This window comes from Nocardia pseudovaccinii NBRC 100343 (assembly GCF_001613225.1).
Classification (GTDB): Bacteria; Actinomycetota; Actinomycetes; order Mycobacteriales; family Mycobacteriaceae; genus Nocardia; species Nocardia pseudovaccinii.
In genome coordinates this window covers 1-16,902 of record NZ_BDBY01000279.1, presented here as the reverse complement: position 1 = coordinate 16,902, position 16,902 = coordinate 1, and the positions used below count along the sequence as shown (strand labels likewise).

Below are 16,902 nucleotides of genomic sequence, written 5' to 3'. Positions count from 1 at the left end.
CCAAGAAAAACGCTGATGTCGTCTTGCCGACGCCGCCTTTGAGATTTCCGAGCGTTATGACCAGCGGCTCGGGTATTTCCAGTGGCGCAACAGAATTCTTCATGGACAGTCCTCCGAGGGTGAGGATGGTCAGCTGTGGCGGGCCAAGTTTCGCACAGCGGAGTTCAATTTCCACTGATTGCGGACCTGCCATTTCCTCGCGCGCGAGCGCGGTACCCGATTTGGGCGGCAAGCTGTGTCCAATTGGACACACCCGATCCGAGAAGGACGGCATGTATCGGGTGAAACCATCGGCGTATGCAAGCCTTTTCCGAAGCGCATGCCGGATCCGATGCGGCCGCGCGGCGCTGTCGAGCCACCATGGCCCGCTGGAGACATGATAGGCGTTGCGGGACAAGGACTTTCGATCACATTCAGCGCTCTCGAGTCAGGTCGCCTCGGCATTGCGGTCGCGACGGGCCTCGCTCAGCACGCCCTCGGCGAAGCCGTCGCCTATTCCCGGGAACGCGAGGCCTTCGGCGGCCACATCATCGACCACCAAGGCCTCGGTTTCGCGCTCGCCGATAGGGCCGCCGCCGTGAATTCGGCGCGCGCGACCTATGCGCGAGTCCGAGGTCATGCAGATTTCGCGGACACCAACCAGATCCGGCGTCTGGTCATCACCCGGCAGTCACCGGACAATAGACACGGCGGGTCACCGCCCGCCGCGAAGCTCAGCCGAGTCTCAGCAAGCCCCCAGTAGACTCGGGGCGATCTGGATCGATGACGAAAGGGGCACGAGCGATGCTGTGGGTACTGATCGGCGTTGCCATCCTGCTCGCGGTGGCCTACGTCATCTATCTGACGCAACAGAGCAAACAGCGCGCGGCACGTGAGTTCGACGATGCGGCCGCCGACGCCAGGCAGATGATCGAGCGACTCGCAGGTCAGGTCTACAACCTCACCGGCAGCAACGAGGCGGCTAAGCAGGCACTCGCCGACGCCTCGGAGCGGCATATCGCCGCTGGCTCCCAGATCGAGCAAGCCCGCACGCCCGCCCAAGCGCGGCTGGCGAAGCAGACCGCGGTCGAGGGCATGTACTACATCCGCGCGGCGCGCACTGCGATGTTGATGGATCCGGGCCCCGTGATTCCGGCGCTGGAAGGGCAGGACACCGCCGGACGAGTCACCGAGAAGCGCGTCGTCGAATACGAGGGCCGCGAGGTCGCCGCTTCGCCGAATCCCTCCTCGGAAACGCCGAATTACTATCCGGGCGGACGCGTCGCCGGGCGGCCGGTACCCGCGGGCTGGTACTCCGAGCCATGGTGGCGGCCCGCATTGATCGGCGGCGCTTGGGGTTTGGGTTCGGCGCTGCTGTTCTCCTCACTGTTCTCCGGAATGTCCGGCGTCGGGTATGACGTGCAGGGGTTCGAAAGCGGTTACGGCGAGGGGTATCAGGATGCCCTCGACGCAGCGGGTGGAGATCAGGGCTACGACCCCGGCGATCAGGGCGGGTACCCCGACGATCAAGGTGGGTACGACTCGGGTGGCGGGTTCGACGGCGGGGGTTTCGACGGCGGCGGGTTCGATGGGGGCGGTTTCGACGGCGGGTTCTGACCGCCCGGCCTGGCGCTGGTCGATACCGGCGGCTACTCCGAACACGACCCCAAGTGGGCGCACCCTTTGGCAGAAGCCGACCTCACGCCAGGGGCCGACGCCCGGCGGAGGTCGGCTCCGCACCAGAGGCGACCACGGGGTCGACATCTCCGGAGTCGAACGCTCGGCACGCTTCCCGTGGGTCGGCGGCGGCCCGAACCACCGGACCGACCGGATCGAATTCCGGCCATGGCCCACCTCCGGCTTGTGTCATTGCCCGCCCGCCACCGACAGAACAGACTGAGCATCCCAACAGTCTCAGACAGTCCTGCGGCATTGGTCAACCCCCCAACCGATCCAGACCCGATGACACCCTCGTCGTGCTCCGACTAAATCGATTCAACCCACCCGCCCCCGACCCGGTAGACTCCCCGTCGTCCCAACGGTGCCCCCAGCACCACCAGTTCAGCCCTCGTAGCTCAGGGGATAGAGCACCGCTCTCCTAAAGCGGGTGTCGCAGGTTCGAATCCTGCCGAGGGCACAACCTACGACAACGTTTCCGGCGTCGCCTGACCGGATTGGATTTCGGCGATCACCACCTGGACCCGGACCCTGGCGCCGTCAGGTAACCGACTGGTGCATCCGCAGTTGGGACCGGAGGACGTTCAGATCGGACACTGACAGCGCCGCGGACGGCAGCTGGCTCGACGATCGTCGGCGGCGCGCAACCGGTGCCTGATGCGCGGCCCGTCCGGCCCGAAAAAAACCAGACCTTCGCAACACCTCGAATACTCTTCCGGCGATTCCGAATTCGAATAACCGCGGATGTGGGAGGGTGCGGCCCATGCTGATCGAATACGGGGTGTGGGTTACGCGGTTGGCGCTCGCCGTGGTGTTCGGGTTGTCGGCCTGGGGGAAGCTGACCGATCGCGCCGGGACGCGGCAGGCGGTGGGGGAGTTCGAGGTGCCGGTGCGGTGGGTGCCCGCCGTGGCGTGGGGGCTGCCGGTCGCCGAGGCGGTGTTGGCGGTCGGCGTCGTCTTGTCGTGGACTGCCGCCGCCGCGGCAGTCGGCGCGCTGCTCCTGCTGACGGTCTTCACAGTGGTTATGGTCGGCTTGTTGCGGCGAGGTAAGCGTCCCTCGTGCTCGTGCTTCGGCGCGACGAGTACGACGCCGATCGGTGCGCGCAGCATCGTGCGCAACGGCGTGCTGATGGTGCTCGCGGCGTTGGTCCTGTGGGGCGCGTTGGCCCGTCCCTCGGTGCCCGCCGGACTGGCTGCCGATGCCGCGACCGGACTCGCGCTCGGTGCGCTGCTGTGCGGCGTCCTGGCGTGGCTGGTCGGCCAGGTCGGCGCGCTGCGCCGCCAGCTGGACGAGCAGGCGCTCTCGACGCTGGGTGCCGAGGGCTTGCCGGTCGGCTCGGTCGCGCCGGAGTTCGAGTTGCTCGACGTCGTGGGCGCCCGCACGAACCTCGCGGACCTGCTCTCGGGAGGCCGGGCGGTGCTGCTGGTGTTCGTGCACCCTGGCTGTGAGATGTGCGCCGCGCTGGCCCGTGAGCTGCCGAGGTGGCGGGCGCGCACGAGCATGACCATGGTCGTCGTCGGGAACAGCGACGCCGATGAGCAGGCCGTTTGGGGTGCCGAACAGGGTCTGGGCGAGATTCCGTCGCTGGCGCAGCAGGGCAACGAGGCGGCGCTGCGATATCGCGTCCGCGGTACACCGTCGGCGGTGCTGATCGATGCTGAGGGCCGGGTCGCCGCGCCCGTTGCGCGGGGCGCTATCGCGATCCGTGAGTTGATTCTCGCCGAGAAATCGATCCGAACCCGGCTTTCCTCTCGAAGCAACGGCCACCACGCCACCAACCAGGGACGGAACTGACGCCTAGACCAGGTTATCTGAGCCGAAAACCGGCAGCCAGTCCAAATCGATTGTTGCACAGAGAATTTCGTGTACAGCAGTGGTCTGACGCCGATACGATGCTGAGTGCATCGATGCAGAACCGCGCGCGACCCCCATCCACTACTTTTGGCAGGGAGATGTCATGGCGGACTTCGCATTCACCGATTACTCCGGCAAGGAATTCATCATCCGGCTCAAAAATGAGCAGCGCATCGAGGAAGCGCGTCGGATCCTGTCCGGCGATGAGCAGATGTCGATCCATGTCATGGGACGCATCAGGAAACAGGTGGCCGACTACAACCCGGGTTGGAGCTTCCACCTCGACCCGGACACGATCTCCTTCTTCACCATGGCGATCGAAGTCTGTGACTCGTCTATCTCCTACCTCGACGATCACCTGGACGAGGCTTGCGGCGCTTTCCTGCCGGGCTGCTTCTGGTGTCCGTGGTCGTCCCGGCTCACCCGAGAGATCCGCTGATCGCGACGCTGTCGACGGCGGACCCCGGCCGAATGGTTTCGGCCGGGGTCCGCAGGTTCAGAGGTTGCGCGACCGCGGCTCGTGCCCTTGGACATCCCGCACCGGCCCGACTCCAGATCCCATTGCCAGTCGTGCAAGGTGTAGCCGACGGTGTCTACCTCCACCACGCCGACTTCGACAGATCGGCCGTCACGTCCCCGTTCCCATGTTCGACACGCCCCGGCGAGGGCACAAGAAATCTCGAGGCCAGGGTGTAAGGACGAGTTTGCCTCGGATGCGGCCCGATTCGGCCAGTCGATGGGCGGCGACGACGTCGGCCATCGACATGACGCGATCGACATGGACGCGAACCCGGCCGTCGACAACCAATCGTGCGATCGCGGCCAGGTCGGTGGGCGATGGGCGTCCGGTCACCTGTCGGCTGCGGGGATCGCCTGTGGCGTCGGAGTCCTGGGCGGTGATGTACCGACCGCCGGGTCCGAGCACCCGCAGCGAGCGCGTTCCGTACTCTCCGCCCACCAGATCGAGCACAACGTCCACATCATGAATGGCGGCAGTGAAATCGACTGTCGTGTAATCGATTATCGTGTCGGCGCCGAGCGAGGCCACGAAGTCATGGTTGACGGCACGAGCGGTGCCGATCACTCGGGCGCCGCGCATCGCGGCGAACTGCACGGCCAGATGCCCGACTCCGCCCGCGGCGGCGTGGATCAGGATTCGCTCACCACGTTGCAGCTCGGCCAGTTCCAGTGCCTGCCAAGCAGTCAGTCCGGCGGTCGGTAAGGCGGCCGCCTGCGCGACGTCGAGGCCGGACGGCAGGGGCACGAGCGAGTCGGCGCGGGCAACGACGTATTCGCTATAGGCGCCGGTACGGCTGAAGATCATGCCGAAAACCTCTTCGCCGGGCCGGAATCCGGTGACATCCGCGCCGATCTCGGTCACCGTGCCGCACACGTCGAATCCGAGCGTGAACGGCGGCGGCCCCAAATGGGTCACCCGCCCGGACCGCAGTTTCCAGTCCACCGGGTTGACCGTGGTCGCCCGTAGGCGCAACACCACCTCCCCCGGCCGCGGCGACGGACGCGGCACCTCGATGGTTCGCAGCACCTCCGGACCACCCAGGCTGCGCTGAGCGACGGCCTTCATAAGCGTCACGGCTGCTCCGATCCCTTTTCTGGTGCGGTGAGTGGTTCGACTTCGTCGAAGAATCTCTCGACCAGCGCGATCGATTCGGCATGACCGGTGTAGGTGCCGAAGGTCTCCTCGAGATGTGCCATCCGCGGGATCGCGGACATCAGGAACAGCAGCGCCGCGGGTGGAATCTCGATGCCGGACAGGAGATATCGCGGTACCGTCCGTTCGAGGATCGTGAGCAGAGTCTGCCGGACGCGCTCACCACCCGCACCAACCACCGGACCGATGCCCTTGCGATGGTTGGCCAGCGCCATGAACTCCAGCAGCATCGCGGTGCCTGCCTTATCGTTCGCGTACTTCCAGATCTCCCGCAGGGGCCGGCCGGATTCGCCGACCGCGGCCAGACGCTGCACGGTGTGGTCTGTCCACCGAGTCAGGACCGCGATGAACAACTCCTCCGGCGTCGGGAAGTAGTACTGCACCAGCCCCGGCGCCACACCGGCCCGGCTCGCGACACCGCGATAGGTCACGGCCGCATAGCCGTGGTCGAGCATGAGCTCGCCCGCCGCCCGCACGATCTCCGCGCGAGTCTGCGAGCTCCGCGAGCCCACTCCCCGCTGCGCAGCCATCACACCACCACCTTTGCCGCGAGAATCTACCTCTCACTTATGGAATATTCTATTCTTGTACGGATGGACAACAAATGCACCACACCCTCGCCCACATCGAAGCGGTCGTCTGACATGGGAGCGGAATCCGAGATCGCGGACCTGCGGCGGCGCATCCGCTACCTCGAAGACCGGACGGAAATCCTCGACTGCATCGCCCGCCACGCCCGCGGCTGCGATCGGCACGACGCCGAGCTGCTCAGCAGCGCCTACCACCCCGACGCCATCGACGAACACGGCAACACCACCAACACCGGCACCGACTACGCAGGCTGGGTCAACGCCGTACACGCCGCCACCTCACAGACGCACACGCACAACATCACCACCCATACCTGCGACATCGACGGCGACATCGCACACTGCGAAAGTTATTCGGTCGTCGTACTCCTCGGCATCGACGGCCGCACCGCACAACTCGTCAGCGGCCGCTACCTCGACCGGCTCGAACGCCGAAACGGCCACTGGCGCATCGCATTACGACGCTCCACCGTCGAGGTCATGTGCACGGCCGACGCCAGGGTGCTGCAATCACCGTTCTTCACCGATCAGGGCTACCTCCAGGGCACCCGTGACACCACCGACCCGTCCTACCGAACCGTGTCTTGACAGCGTGCGAACGTGGGCGGAGTGTGATGACCGCGGTGCTGGATCGTCAGTTCGCGGCAGTGGAGCGCACGCTCATGGTGGCGGCACAAGTGCTGTGCGCGGTCGAGCGGCTGCCGAACTCGCGGTTACCACGCGAACTCGACTGCAGTGCCGCCGATCTGCTGCGGACGACTGTCGACACGGTGCTCTACGGGGCTATCCGCCCCGGGATAGAACACGAGAAAGGCTCCTGACAGAGGCAGACTTCTACCGGAAGGACATCTCATGAAAATCGCAGTCATCGGCACCGGACTCATCGGCTCCCAGGTGGTACAGCAGCTCACCGCGGCCGGACACGATGCGACCGGACACTCGCGCTCGACCGGGATCGACCTCCGCACCGGCGACGGACTCGATGAAGCGCTGCGCGGCGCCGAGGTCGTCGTCGACGTGGCCAACTCGCCGACCTTCGACGAGGCCTCCCTCGACTTCTTCCGCACCACGGTGCCCCATCTCTTGGCCGCCGCGCAGGCCGCGGGTGTCCGGCACATCGTGACGCTGTCGATCGTCGGCGTCGACCAGGTGCCCGACCTCGTCTACTACCGGGCCAAGACCCTGCAGGAGGACCTCGTCGAGGCCGGTCCGATCCCGTACTCGATCGTGCGCGCGACGCAATTCATGGAATTCCTGGTGGCGTCGCTGGACTGGACCACCGACGGTGATGTCGTACGCTTGCCCGCCACTCCGATTCAGCCCATCAGCTCCGCCGAGGTCGCGGCCGCTGTCGCCGAGGTCGCGGCGGGTGCTCCGCTGCGCGGCACACGAAATATCGGCGGCCCCGAAGTCTTCCCGCTCGACGAGCTGGGCCGCATCACATTGGAGGTGACCGGCGACAACCGCCGCGTCGTCACCGACGAGACCGCCGGCCTGTTCGCCGCGGTCAAAGGCGATGTGCTCACCGCACCCGAAGGTGCCCACCTCTCCACCACGCACTTCCGGGACTGGCTGCGGTCACGCTGACCCGCCGGAGCAAACCGAACCGGCCGAGTAGTCCGCAGCGTAGCCGTCGATCACCACTCGGCGAGCCGCTGGAACGGCACGGTCACGCATGCTTTTACTGGTGCGCTGTCGCCGAGATGGAGCACCACCGAATTCGCATGCTGGTTCGCGGCGATCCCCCAGTACTTGTCCACGGCGCCGGTCGCGTTGCCGTCGGAGTCCGCGGTCGCTTCGATCCAGATCTCGTTTGCCTCGTAGCTGTCGGGCGACGGACCATTTCGCAGGCGCTCACCCGCACGCGAAGCAGCGGCGCCGCAGGAATCCACATGGACGTAAGCGCGATACGTCTGGCGTGGCCGCACACCGGTGAGGTCGAGCGTCACGCTCATGCCTCCCCATTTGTTGAGAGCTTCGGTGACTGTGACCCTGCCGCCTAAAGGCACCGCGGCAGGGTCATAGCTGATCGCGGACACACCACCGGGATCACTCGAATACTGCTCGGGCGATGCGAACTCGGCCGAGGCGGTGACCGGAGCCGGAGGGGCTGCCGAGGCGGGAGCGACAGCGACAAGTAAGCCGAGGGGTGAGATGGCGACGAGTTGAGCAAACACATTCCGACACAAAGGCATACTCCGAATTGTCCTGCTCAACTCTGACGGATGTCGCAGGGGCTGGCCCCGGGGAAGATCGGAAGATCGCACCCACCGGAAAACGGGTACCGGGCGCACAGCCCGGTACCCGTCATTTGTTCATCGGTTCAGTTGAAACGCGCCGCGAGGATCGGCGCGTCGGCGTTGCGGAGATCGCCCGCGATGCACGCCCCCGCCATTGCCATGGCATTGCCGATCGGACCTTGTTCGACCACCAGATGGCCACCCGCGCCGGGGCCCTCGGTAATGGTCACGGTGTTGGACATCGACCTGGCGACACCACCCGGCACGTGCCATGGCCCGCTGATCCGGCTGACCGCACCGTTGGACCAGTTGATCTTGCCATCGATCTGACCGTCGGCACCGTTGCAGCTACCGGTTCCACTGAAGGTGCCGCTGACCGCCGCCTCGGACGCGGGCGCGCCCGTGCAACCGGTGAGATTACCGTTCCAGGTGGCCGTGGTCGGCGCGACCGACATCCCGAGCGGGCTTGTGTTGTAACTGAATTGGCCGCCGGAGCAGCCGCCGGCAATCGGATCGGCCGCGGCCTGCTGGGCGCCGACCAATGCGGCGGCGAGTGCGGCGACTGCGACCGAAGCTGTGGCGATCTTCCGGGAAATTGCCATGACGAATACCTTCTCCTTTGATCGAACTGATCTGATGGAGCAGCTGACGACAAGCAAACGCGAAGATAGTAGACCGTGTGTGCGGCGCAGGCTAATCAGCCCACACGCATTCCCCGGGATATGCCCGCCGGGCATAGGTATTGTTCGGGTTGACGGTGATAACGTCACACGCCCGCACGAGCTCTTCCGGTCGATCGTCCAAATGCGCGAGATTCGGCATGATCACCGCTTCCGCTTCTGTCTTGCGGATGACCTCGCGCAATGCCGCGAGAACATGCGAACCCGCGCCCTCCAGCCGCACGATCTCGGCGAGGTCATATCCGTATCGCGTTGCCAACTTGCGGATCTGGGCAATGTCCCAGTCCATCGCGTCACCCGACACGTCTTGACGAAGGTATCCGATCGCGGTCGGCGTCGGCCTCATCGACTTGCCTCGTTCCGTCGTGTACTAGATCTTCTAATGCTCGATCCATACAGGTCGGGTGCAGCTACCGTTGTTGGCGCCCGCCATCACACACTGTCGCAGCAAATACAACGCAACCGTAGCAATTTCCCCCGCCGAATACAACAGGAACGTATGTTCCCGACACCGAAAGTCGTGCGGTCGAACCGATTCCACATAAGTTACAAGATCTGCCACTATGCACCAGTGGCCGCCTCGGCGATCGTGGAGGCATTCGTCGGTATGGCCCTGGGGAATCCCACCCGGTGGCGGCTGATTCTCGCCACCCTGGGCGGGGCCCCAGGGAATATCGTGAGGCACTACACAAGTCCACCGGAACGTCTGCAGGGCTTTCCGCGCACGCTTGTCCGTTTGGTGATGGGCGTGCCTCCCGAATAATTCAGCGACCGGCGACCTTGGCCAGGTGCTCGGGATAGCGCGCACCGGCGAACGCGGTGGCGGGGGCGGCGGCATCGATGCGGGCGAGATCGTCTGCGGTCAGCGTGATCTCGGCGGCGGCGACATTCTCCTCGAGGTAGGTGCGTCGCTTGGTGCCCGGAATCGGAACCACATCGTCGCCGCGGCTCTGCACCCAGGCGAGCGCCAATTGTCCTGCGGTAATGCCCTTTTCGGCGGCCAGCTCGCGCAGCGCCGCGACGATGCCGAGATTGCTGTCGAGGTTGTCCTCGGCGAATCGCGGTAGCCTGCGGCGCAAATCGTCGGCGGGCAGGTCGGCGGTGGAGGTGATCGCGCCGGTCAGAAAACCGCGGCCGAGCGGCGAGAAGGGCACGATGCCGATGCCCAGTTCACGACAGGTCGGCAGCACCTCGGCCTCGATATCCCTTGTCCACAGCGACCATTCACTCTGCAGGGCGGTCACCGGATGGACCGCGTGCGCGCCGCGGATGGTCGCCGCCGATGCCTCCGAGATGCCGAGGTAGCGAACCTTGCCCGCCTGCACCAACTCCGACAGCGCGCCCCAGGTCTCCTCGATGGGGACATTCGGATCGACGCGGTGCTGGTAGTAGAGGTCGATGTGGTCGACACCGAGCCGGGCCAGCGAAGCGTCACAGCTCTGCTTGACGTATGCGGCGTCGCCACGGGCGCCCATGCTCCCGTCCTCGCCCCACACGATGCCGAATTTGGTCGCCAGCACCACCCGATCGCGGCGGTCGGCGATGGCCTTGCCGACCAGGCGCTCGTTGGTCTCCGGGCCGTAGACATTTGCGGTGTCGAGCAGCGTCACGCCCAGATCCAGCGCACGGTGGATGGTGGCGATGGATTCGTCGTCGTTATCGCGTACGCCGTAGGCCTGGCTCATACCCATGCAGCCCAGACCCTGTGCACCAACGGTCAACTGGCCGAGTTTCCTGGTCGGAATCATGCGGGGCTCTCCTCCTTGGTCGACGATCTCGTCATCGACGCTACGACCTGGAGAGCGCTCCAAGTCAAGTGCGAGAGGTTCGGTCAGTTCGCGAACGCGCCCATGACGACCGGTGCGACGAACTGCTCCAGCATGACCCGCTCATCGGCCTCGTCACGACCGGGCGCGGTGAGCAGCGACATGATGAGCCGAGCCAACCAGCGGGCCAGCCGGGCGCGGTCCGGATCGGCCGTCGGCGGCAGCAGCCCGGCCGCTATGGCCTCGATGACCTCGGAGGATTGACCGATTTCATTGGCAATGCCCGCATCGCCCGCAGTGAACCACGCGATGAGAGTCGGGTCGGTACGGACCTCGCGCAGCGATGCGAGCATGACCGCGACGATGCGCTCACCCGGATCGGTGATCTCGCGAGTTCGCTCGGCAACCGCGGCGCCCACCCGACGAGCTTCGCGGTGCACGAACGCGATTCGCAGCGCTTGGCGGTTCGGGAAATAGCGATACAGGGTGGCGCGCGAGCAACCCGCGGCCTTCGCGACATCGCCCATCCCGGTATTCGTGACCCCGCGCTCGACGAACAGCAGAGCGGCCGCGTCGAGAATCTGCTCGGCCGCGATATCGGCGCGCTTGGGGCGCAACCAATCTCCGGTCATGCCGTCACCCGGAACGGCACACGATCCGGCCAGCGCACATAACTACCGGGGGCATAACGCACACGGTCGATATCCACGACGAAATCCGGGCAGCGCACAAGCAGTTCCTCCAGCGCGACGCACGCGACCATGCGCGCGGCGGCCGCGCCGAGACAATGATGGTTGCCGTGGCTGAAGGTCAGGATCTGCTTGGGCCGCCGTCGCACATCGAGCTCGCTCGCATTGGCACCGAATTCGCACTCGTCCCGGTTCGCCGAGGCATACAGCAGCAGCACGCGACGTCCGGCCGGGATGGTAGTGCCGTGAATCTCGGCGTCGCGCACCATGGTTCGCGCCAATCCCTGTACCGGCGAGGTGAGCCGCAAGAACTCCTCGACCGCATCCGGGATGCGCGACGGATTCTCGATAAGCAGCCGCCGCTGATCCGGACGCTCGGTCAGCAATTGCACGGCACCGCCGAGATTGCCTGTGGTGGTGTCGTTTCCGCCGGTGATCATGGTGAAGGCGAAGCCGAGAATCGAGATGATGCCCGCATAGTCGCCATCAGCGCCGAGGCCGGAAGCCACCAGATGCGAGATCGTATCGTCTGTGGGTTCGGCACGACGGCGTTCGATCAAATGGGTGAAGTACTGCATCAATTCGCCGATGGCCTCTTGGGCATCGAGCGGACTACCGCCCGCGGAGGCAGTCATGATGAGATCGGTCCACTCGTCGAATTTCGGCCGATCCGGTTCCGGCACACCGAGATAGTGCGCGACCACCATGCTCGGCAGCGGCTTGAAGAGTTCGACGACGATATCGCCCTCCCCCGCCGCCCGCAGCCGCTCCAACCGCTCGACGACGAACGCACGAACCTGCGGTTCGACCGAGCGCACCTGCCGCGGCGTAAAGCCTTTCATGACCTGTCTGCGGAAGGTGGTGTGATCCGGCGGATCGGTGAAGACGAACGGCCGCGGTTCGGGTAGCCCGATCTCGCCGAGGTCGTGGTAGTCGACGGTCAGGCCGCCCGCCGACGAGAAGGTCGCGACGTCCCGCGCCGCCGCATAGACATCCGAATAGCGGGACAGGACATAGTAATCACTCGCCGGATCATCCTGGGGCACAACGTGATGCACGGGGTCGTGCGCGCGCAGTCCGGCATACATCGGCCACGGGTCGCGCCAAGTCTCCGCGGATCTCAATTCGAAATGCGGTCGGTGAGACAACTCTGTCTTCATGGTCCGAGAGTAAGACAAAATGCTATAACTGTCTAGAACGCGTTCTATATCCGGTCAGCGGAAGCTACTCCGCTTCGAACCGGCCATGCGGTCAGAGCAGAGTTACCACCAGCAACACCGCCACCACGATGAACAGGATTGCCAGCACCGCGGCCATGGCGATGAAGCCGACTCCGGTCGGCGGAAAGTGTCGGCTGGTGCGCGGTTCGGGCGCGGACAGCCCAGAGGTCTGCGGCGTCTCGGGCGGGGTCGATCCGGGTCGGACACCGCCGCCCGCCTCGAGATCGGGAGTGCGCCGCGGATCAGGATCCATCGACATGGCGATGCCCTTCATTGCCGGTGATCATTTCCGGGTCCGACGGTTGCCCGGCACGTTTGCGTCGCAACACCACGATGGCAACGATCACCGGTATCACGACGAATACCAATAGAAGTTCCATACCGGCCGCATACCCGGACTCACATCACTTATAGGTCATTGTTCACTCGAAAATTGCCAGACTTCGGGGCAGTTCCCGAGCCGTTGCCATGGCATAGGACGGCGGTACCGTAGAGACTGGGCCGAAACGCGGGGAGGCAACGATGGTGCAGTGGGAACGGCCGCCCAGAGTGCAGACACCGGATGCGGAAGCGCCGTGGAACGAGATCGTGCCACAGCTGTGGATGGGTGGGCATCATTACGGAAACGTCGAAGGCGCGCGGGTGCCCGCGATCGTCGGGATCGAATTCGATGTGGTGATCAGCCTGTTCCAGGCCGAGGGGCACGGGCCGGGACCCGAGGTCGAACACCATCACCTCGCGATTCCGGACGCGGAGCTGCACGCCGAGCAGCTGGCGGCGGCGCGCGAATTGGCCAGGATCGCCGCAGCGGCGGTTCGTGCCGAACGCAGTGTCATGGTGCGCTGCCAGTACGGATACAACCGTTCGGGTTTGGTGGTCGCGCAGACGCTGCTGGATCTCGGGTATTCGGTCGATGACGCCATCGACCTGATTCGGCAGCGACGGTCCCGCTATGCGCTGAACAACGAGTTCTTCGTGAAGTATCTGACGATCGGGCTCGACTGAACCTGAAATGCCAAGTGCCCCAACCTAACGGGCACCCTCCAGGGAATCCCTTCTGCCGTACCGGTAGCCGTAACCCACATCATCGGACAACTTCGGCATACGACGCGCGAGATGGCGCGTTCGGGGCGACGATGTATTGCGTGGCAGGACAATTCGTTCCGGTCCCCGACTGGTTCGCATGGGAGAACCAGGATTGCGGGATCGCGATCGCGGATATCGATGGTGACGGCGCCCTGGATGTCGTCGTACTCATAGTGGACAATCCGGCTGGTCAGAACACCGCTTCATATCGGGTGGGCATGGGGCTGGCCCCCGACGGCTCGACGAAGAGTTGGGGACCGTGGCTGCCGGTGCCGGATTGGTACGGCTGGGAGAACCAGGGTGCGGGCATCGCGATCGGCGATCTGAGCGGCAACGGCCGACCCGATCTTGTGGTGTTCGTCGTGGACAATCCACCCGGCCAGAACCAGGGGTGCTACCGGATCGGGCGCGATCTGGCCGAGGACGGCACGGTGACCGGCGGCTGGACGCCATGGATCACAGTGCCGGATTGGTACGGCTGGGAGAACCAGGGTGCCGATATCTGCCTCACGTCCGTCGATGGTCAGCTCAGCCTGGTCGTTTTGGCGGTCGACAATCCGCCGGGCCAGAACAGCGGACAGTTCCGGTTGGCCAAGGGACTGACCGCGGACGGCGCGGTCCGCGAATGGACGCCATGGGTGGCGGTGCCCGACTGGTACGGCTGGGAAAACCAGGGCGCGGGCATCACGGCCGCGGATCTGGACGGCGACGGCAGGCCGGAACTGATCGTCTTCGCGGTGGACAACCCCGAGGGTGTGAATGCCGGTGTGTACACCATCGGCTGGGGCCTGGAAGGTTCCGGGCACGCGGTCGACGGCTGGAGCGGGTGGACCGAGACCCAGTGGGGTTTCGCCGAAAACCAAGGCGCGGCACTGGCTTTGCTGCCGCACGACGGCACACCTCCGGAACTGGCGGTCTTCACCATCGACGCACCGGATGGCGTCAATGCCGGTTATGTGCGCGTGCTCGAACTGGAGACCGATCTGACGCACGCACCGCATATGGGCTTGTGGCGCATTCTCGATTTCGGCACCGAGATCAACCCGGTACACGCCGCCCTACTGCACACCGGCGACGTGCTGTTTTTCGCTGGCTCCGGTAACGATCCGGACCGCCACGACGCCCACGAATTCCGCACGCGCGTCTGGCATTACCCGCGCCCCGGTCTGAGCGCACCCGGAACCCCGATCGATATGTTCTGCGTCGGGCACGCGTTCCTGCCGGACGGCAGGCTGCTCGCGGCGGGCGGCACCGAACGCTACGACCCGTTCTACGGACTGAAGGACGCACTGCTCTTCGATCCGGCGACGCTGACCTGGAATACCAAGCCGGACATGGCTTTCGGCCGCTGGTATCCGTCGCTGGCGCCGCTGCCGAGCGGCAATATCGTCGCGGTGTCGGGTCTGGGTGCCGATAACTTCCTATCCGTAGTTCCGGAACTATTCGACGCGGACACCGAAACCTGGTCCCAGCTGCCATCTCCCGGTCCGATCCCGATGTACGGGCATCTCGTGCTGCTCGCCGACGGCAGATTGTTCTACACCGGCGGCCAGTACGGTGCGAACAACGGCATGCGGCCGTCGATCTGGGATCCGGCGACCGGCACGACCGTCGAGGTGCCCGGTCTCACCGATCCGGGCTCACGCAATCAGTCGGCGAGCGTGCTGCTGCCGCCCGCGCAGCAGCAGCGGGTCATGATTCTCGGCGGCGGCGGATACGATATGCACAGTCCCGCACCGGCTTTGGCCGATACCAGGGTCGTCGATCTGACCTCGGCGACACCGGAATACCAACCGGCCCCGCCGATGGATCACGCCAGGATGCATCTGAGCGCGGTCCTGCTCCCGGACCGAACGGTGCTGGCCACCGGCGGTTCGAGTATGGAGGAGATGGCGCACGACGCGCCGCCGCACGCCGAGATCTTCGATCCGGCGATGGGCACCTGGATGCACACCGCGCCCTGCCGAGTGCCGCGGCTGTACCACTCCGTCGCCCTGCTCACCCCCGACGGCAAGGTGATCACCGCCGGTTCCAATCCGGCGCGCAAAACCGAGGAATTGCGCATCGAAACCTATTGGCCGCCTTATCTTTTCCAAGGTGAGCGCCCGCGGCTCACGCTCGCGACGGACACTGTCGCCTACGGCGCGACCGTTACCGCGCTTACCACTGCGGCCCTGCGCGAGGTGAACCTCGTCCGCCCCGGGGCGTGCACCCACTCCTCCGATAACGAGCAACGCCTGATCGATCTCGAATTCACCAGCACCGCAGCGGATTCCGTGACGATCACGCTACCGTCGAATCCGGCACTCGCGCCGCCGGGGTGGTATCTGGTGTTCGTCGTGGACGACCAGGGCGTGCCGTCGATCGGACAGTGGCTGCACCTGGGCTGATTGTGACCGATCACAGTCCCGGACCGCCCGCCCGGCCCGTAAGGTACCGATCATGGTTCCCACCGAGATATCCGAGCTGGTCGAGTCGGTCGTGGAGTCGTATCTGCTCGACGGACGGCGCCGCTACAACCGGACCCAGGTCGCCGAACAATCCGGGACGACCACCGACCTGACCAAGCGGCTGTGGATGGCACTCGGCTTCCCGGCCGGTCTCGACGATGCCGCCGTCGACTACTCCGACGCCGATGTCGCCGCGGTGCGCAATTTCCGCGCGCTCAATGTGCTCGCCTCGGCGGACTCCCGTCAGCAGGCCGCGACCGCACGCACCCTCGGTCAGGGCATGGCACGACTGGCCGAATGGCAGGTCGATGTGGTGCTCGCCGAAATCAGCGCTCGGATGGCCGCGGCAGCGCCCGGCACCGATCCGGCCGAAATCGCCCGCGCCGCAACCGAGGCGGCCATCTCCACCCTCGAACAGCTCAATACTTACGCGTGGCGCCGCCACCTCGCCGCGGCCCTGGCCCGTTCCCTCGATCCGGGCACCACGGCGGGCGAGGCGGTGCGCGAGCTGGCAGTCGGCTTCGCCGATATGGTCGGCTACACCCGGCTCACCAGGCATCTGCATCCCGACGAACTCTCCATGCTGCTAGAGGCATTCGAATCCACCACCACCGCCGCGATCACCGAAAACGGCGGCTGGGTGATCAAGAATGTCGGCGACGAGGTCATGTTCGCGGCCGAGGATCCAACGGATGCGGCCCGCATCGCGCTGGCCATCCAGGAGAGCACGATGATGGTCGGCGGCACGCCGGACCTGCGGGTCGCCGTGGCATACGGGCCGGTGCTGCAACGCTTCGGCGATCTGTACGGCTCGGTGGTCAATATCGCCTCCCGGCTCACCGGCGTCGCCCGCCCCGGCACCGTTCTCGTCGATGACGAGGCAGCCGCGGCCCTGGACGGCAATCCGGAGTTCGATATCCGCAATCTGCGCAGCGTGCGCGTCCGCGGCTTCAACCGCCTGCGGCCCCACACCCTGCGGCGCAACGGCAAGTACAAAT

19 protein-coding genes, 1 tRNA gene and 1 pseudogene are annotated in these 16,902 nt (G+C 65.5%); 11 read left to right on the top strand and 10 right to left on the bottom strand.

The window, feature by feature from the left end; all coding sequences use genetic code 11:
- The coding region (locus NP3_RS50010; RefSeq protein ID WP_218024987.1) for a hypothetical protein at positions 1–397 on the bottom strand (397 nt) is incomplete at its 3' end.
- Here NP3_RS50010 and NP3_RS50820 point away from each other — a divergent pair.
- From NP3_RS50820 to NP3_RS34190, 5 genes and pseudogenes are all read left to right on the top strand, one after another.
- Positions 365–601 (top strand): annotated as a pseudogene (locus NP3_RS50820) (acyl-CoA dehydrogenase family protein); the annotation flags it as partial. The gene NP3_RS50010 and the pseudogene NP3_RS50820 sit on opposite strands and share 33 nt — an antisense overlap.
- Before the next feature lie 182 nt (positions 602–783).
- Positions 784–1,596, top strand: coding sequence for a glycosyltransferase family protein (locus tag NP3_RS34210; protein ID WP_084509386.1), 813 nt, complete (start codon positions 784–786; stop codon positions 1,594–1,596).
- 447 nt (positions 1,597–2,043) lie between these two features.
- A tRNA-Arg gene (locus tag NP3_RS34205) sits at positions 2,044–2,116 on the top strand.
- A 303-nt stretch (positions 2,117–2,419) separates the two neighbouring features.
- Positions 2,420–3,451, top strand: a complete 1,032-nt coding sequence (locus NP3_RS34195) for a MauE/DoxX family redox-associated membrane protein (protein WP_063045877.1) — start codon at positions 2,420–2,422, stop codon at positions 3,449–3,451.
- A 163-nt stretch (positions 3,452–3,614) separates the two neighbouring features.
- On the top strand, positions 3,615–3,950 hold the full coding sequence (locus NP3_RS34190) for a BP74-related protein (protein ID WP_063045876.1): 336 nt from the start codon (positions 3,615–3,617) through the stop codon (positions 3,948–3,950).
- A gap of 189 nt (positions 3,951–4,139) precedes the next feature.
- Here NP3_RS34190 and NP3_RS34185 read toward each other — a convergent pair whose 3' ends face one another.
- Positions 4,140–5,096, bottom strand: a complete 957-nt coding sequence (locus NP3_RS34185; protein ID WP_063045875.1) for an NADP-dependent oxidoreductase — start codon at positions 5,094–5,096, stop codon at positions 4,140–4,142.
- A gap of 5 nt (positions 5,097–5,101) precedes the next feature.
- A complete protein-coding gene (locus NP3_RS34180) occupies positions 5,102–5,713 on the bottom strand; it encodes a TetR/AcrR family transcriptional regulator (RefSeq protein WP_063045874.1) in 612 nt (203 codons plus the stop codon).
- A 114-nt stretch (positions 5,714–5,827) separates the two neighbouring features.
- Here NP3_RS34180 and NP3_RS34175 point away from each other — a divergent pair, with 114 nt between their 5' ends.
- Genes NP3_RS34175 through NP3_RS34165 form a run of 3 tightly spaced genes read left to right on the top strand, consistent with a single transcriptional unit; the run spans position 5,828 to position 7,360 of the window.
- Positions 5,828–6,361 (top strand): nuclear transport factor 2 family protein, encoded by a 534-nt coding sequence (locus tag NP3_RS34175; RefSeq protein WP_063045873.1) that lies wholly within the window; start codon positions 5,828–5,830, stop codon positions 6,359–6,361.
- Positions 6,362–6,387: 26 nt separating this feature from the next.
- Positions 6,388–6,594 carry a hypothetical protein gene (locus NP3_RS34170; RefSeq protein WP_063045872.1) on the top strand — a complete coding sequence of 69 codons (207 nt, stop codon included), beginning with the start codon at positions 6,388–6,390 and terminating at the stop codon, positions 6,592–6,594.
- A 31-nt stretch (positions 6,595–6,625) separates the two neighbouring features.
- Positions 6,626–7,360, top strand: coding sequence for an SDR family oxidoreductase (locus tag NP3_RS34165; protein WP_063045871.1), 735 nt, complete (start codon positions 6,626–6,628; stop codon positions 7,358–7,360).
- Between the two features lie 50 nt (positions 7,361–7,410).
- On the opposite strand, the gene NP3_RS34160 is transcribed toward NP3_RS34165, so the two are convergent.
- The 7 genes from NP3_RS34160 to NP3_RS34125 form a co-directional block, all read right to left on the bottom strand.
- Positions 7,411–7,812 (bottom strand): superoxide dismutase family protein, encoded by a 402-nt coding sequence (locus NP3_RS34160; protein ID WP_157124734.1) that lies wholly within the window; start codon positions 7,810–7,812, stop codon positions 7,411–7,413.
- 284 nt (positions 7,813–8,096) lie between these two features.
- Positions 8,097–8,615 (bottom strand): hypothetical protein, encoded by a 519-nt coding sequence (locus tag NP3_RS34155; protein WP_063045869.1) that lies wholly within the window; start codon positions 8,613–8,615, stop codon positions 8,097–8,099.
- Between the two features lie 91 nt (positions 8,616–8,706).
- The gene (locus NP3_RS34150; protein WP_063045868.1) at positions 8,707–9,039 is read right to left on the bottom strand and encodes a hypothetical protein; all 333 of its coding nucleotides are present in this window, start codon (positions 9,037–9,039) and stop codon (positions 8,707–8,709) included.
- Positions 9,040–9,457: 418 nt separating this feature from the next.
- Positions 9,458–10,441 (bottom strand): aldo/keto reductase, encoded by a 984-nt coding sequence (locus tag NP3_RS34140; protein ID WP_063045866.1) that lies wholly within the window; start codon positions 10,439–10,441, stop codon positions 9,458–9,460.
- 83 nt (positions 10,442–10,524) lie between these two features.
- Positions 10,525–11,091 (bottom strand): TetR/AcrR family transcriptional regulator, encoded by a 567-nt coding sequence (locus tag NP3_RS34135; RefSeq protein WP_063045865.1) that lies wholly within the window; start codon positions 11,089–11,091, stop codon positions 10,525–10,527.
- On the bottom strand, positions 11,088–12,308 hold the full coding sequence (locus tag NP3_RS34130) for a cytochrome P450 (RefSeq protein ID WP_063045864.1): 1,221 nt from the start codon (positions 12,306–12,308) through the stop codon (positions 11,088–11,090). Before NP3_RS34130 ends, NP3_RS34135 begins: the two co-directional genes overlap by 4 nt.
- Positions 12,309–12,399: 91 nt before the next feature.
- The gene (locus NP3_RS34125; protein ID WP_245721225.1) at positions 12,400–12,642 is read right to left on the bottom strand and encodes a DUF6480 family protein; all 243 of its coding nucleotides are present in this window, start codon (positions 12,640–12,642) and stop codon (positions 12,400–12,402) included.
- Positions 12,643–12,890: 248 nt separating this feature from the next.
- Here NP3_RS34125 and NP3_RS34120 point away from each other — a divergent pair, with 248 nt between their 5' ends.
- The 3 genes from NP3_RS34120 to NP3_RS34110 all read left to right on the top strand — a co-directional run.
- Positions 12,891–13,373 carry a protein-tyrosine phosphatase family protein gene (locus tag NP3_RS34120; protein ID WP_063045862.1) on the top strand — a complete coding sequence of 161 codons (483 nt, stop codon included), beginning with the start codon at positions 12,891–12,893 and terminating at the stop codon, positions 13,371–13,373.
- Between the two features lie 140 nt (positions 13,374–13,513).
- Positions 13,514–15,844, top strand: a complete 2,331-nt coding sequence (locus NP3_RS34115) for a galactose oxidase-like domain-containing protein (RefSeq protein WP_063045861.1) — start codon at positions 13,514–13,516, stop codon at positions 15,842–15,844.
- 52 nt (positions 15,845–15,896) lie between these two features.
- Positions 15,897–16,902: adenylate/guanylate cyclase domain-containing protein (locus tag NP3_RS34110; RefSeq protein WP_063824983.1), on the top strand; the 1,006-nt coding region annotated here is incomplete at its 3' end.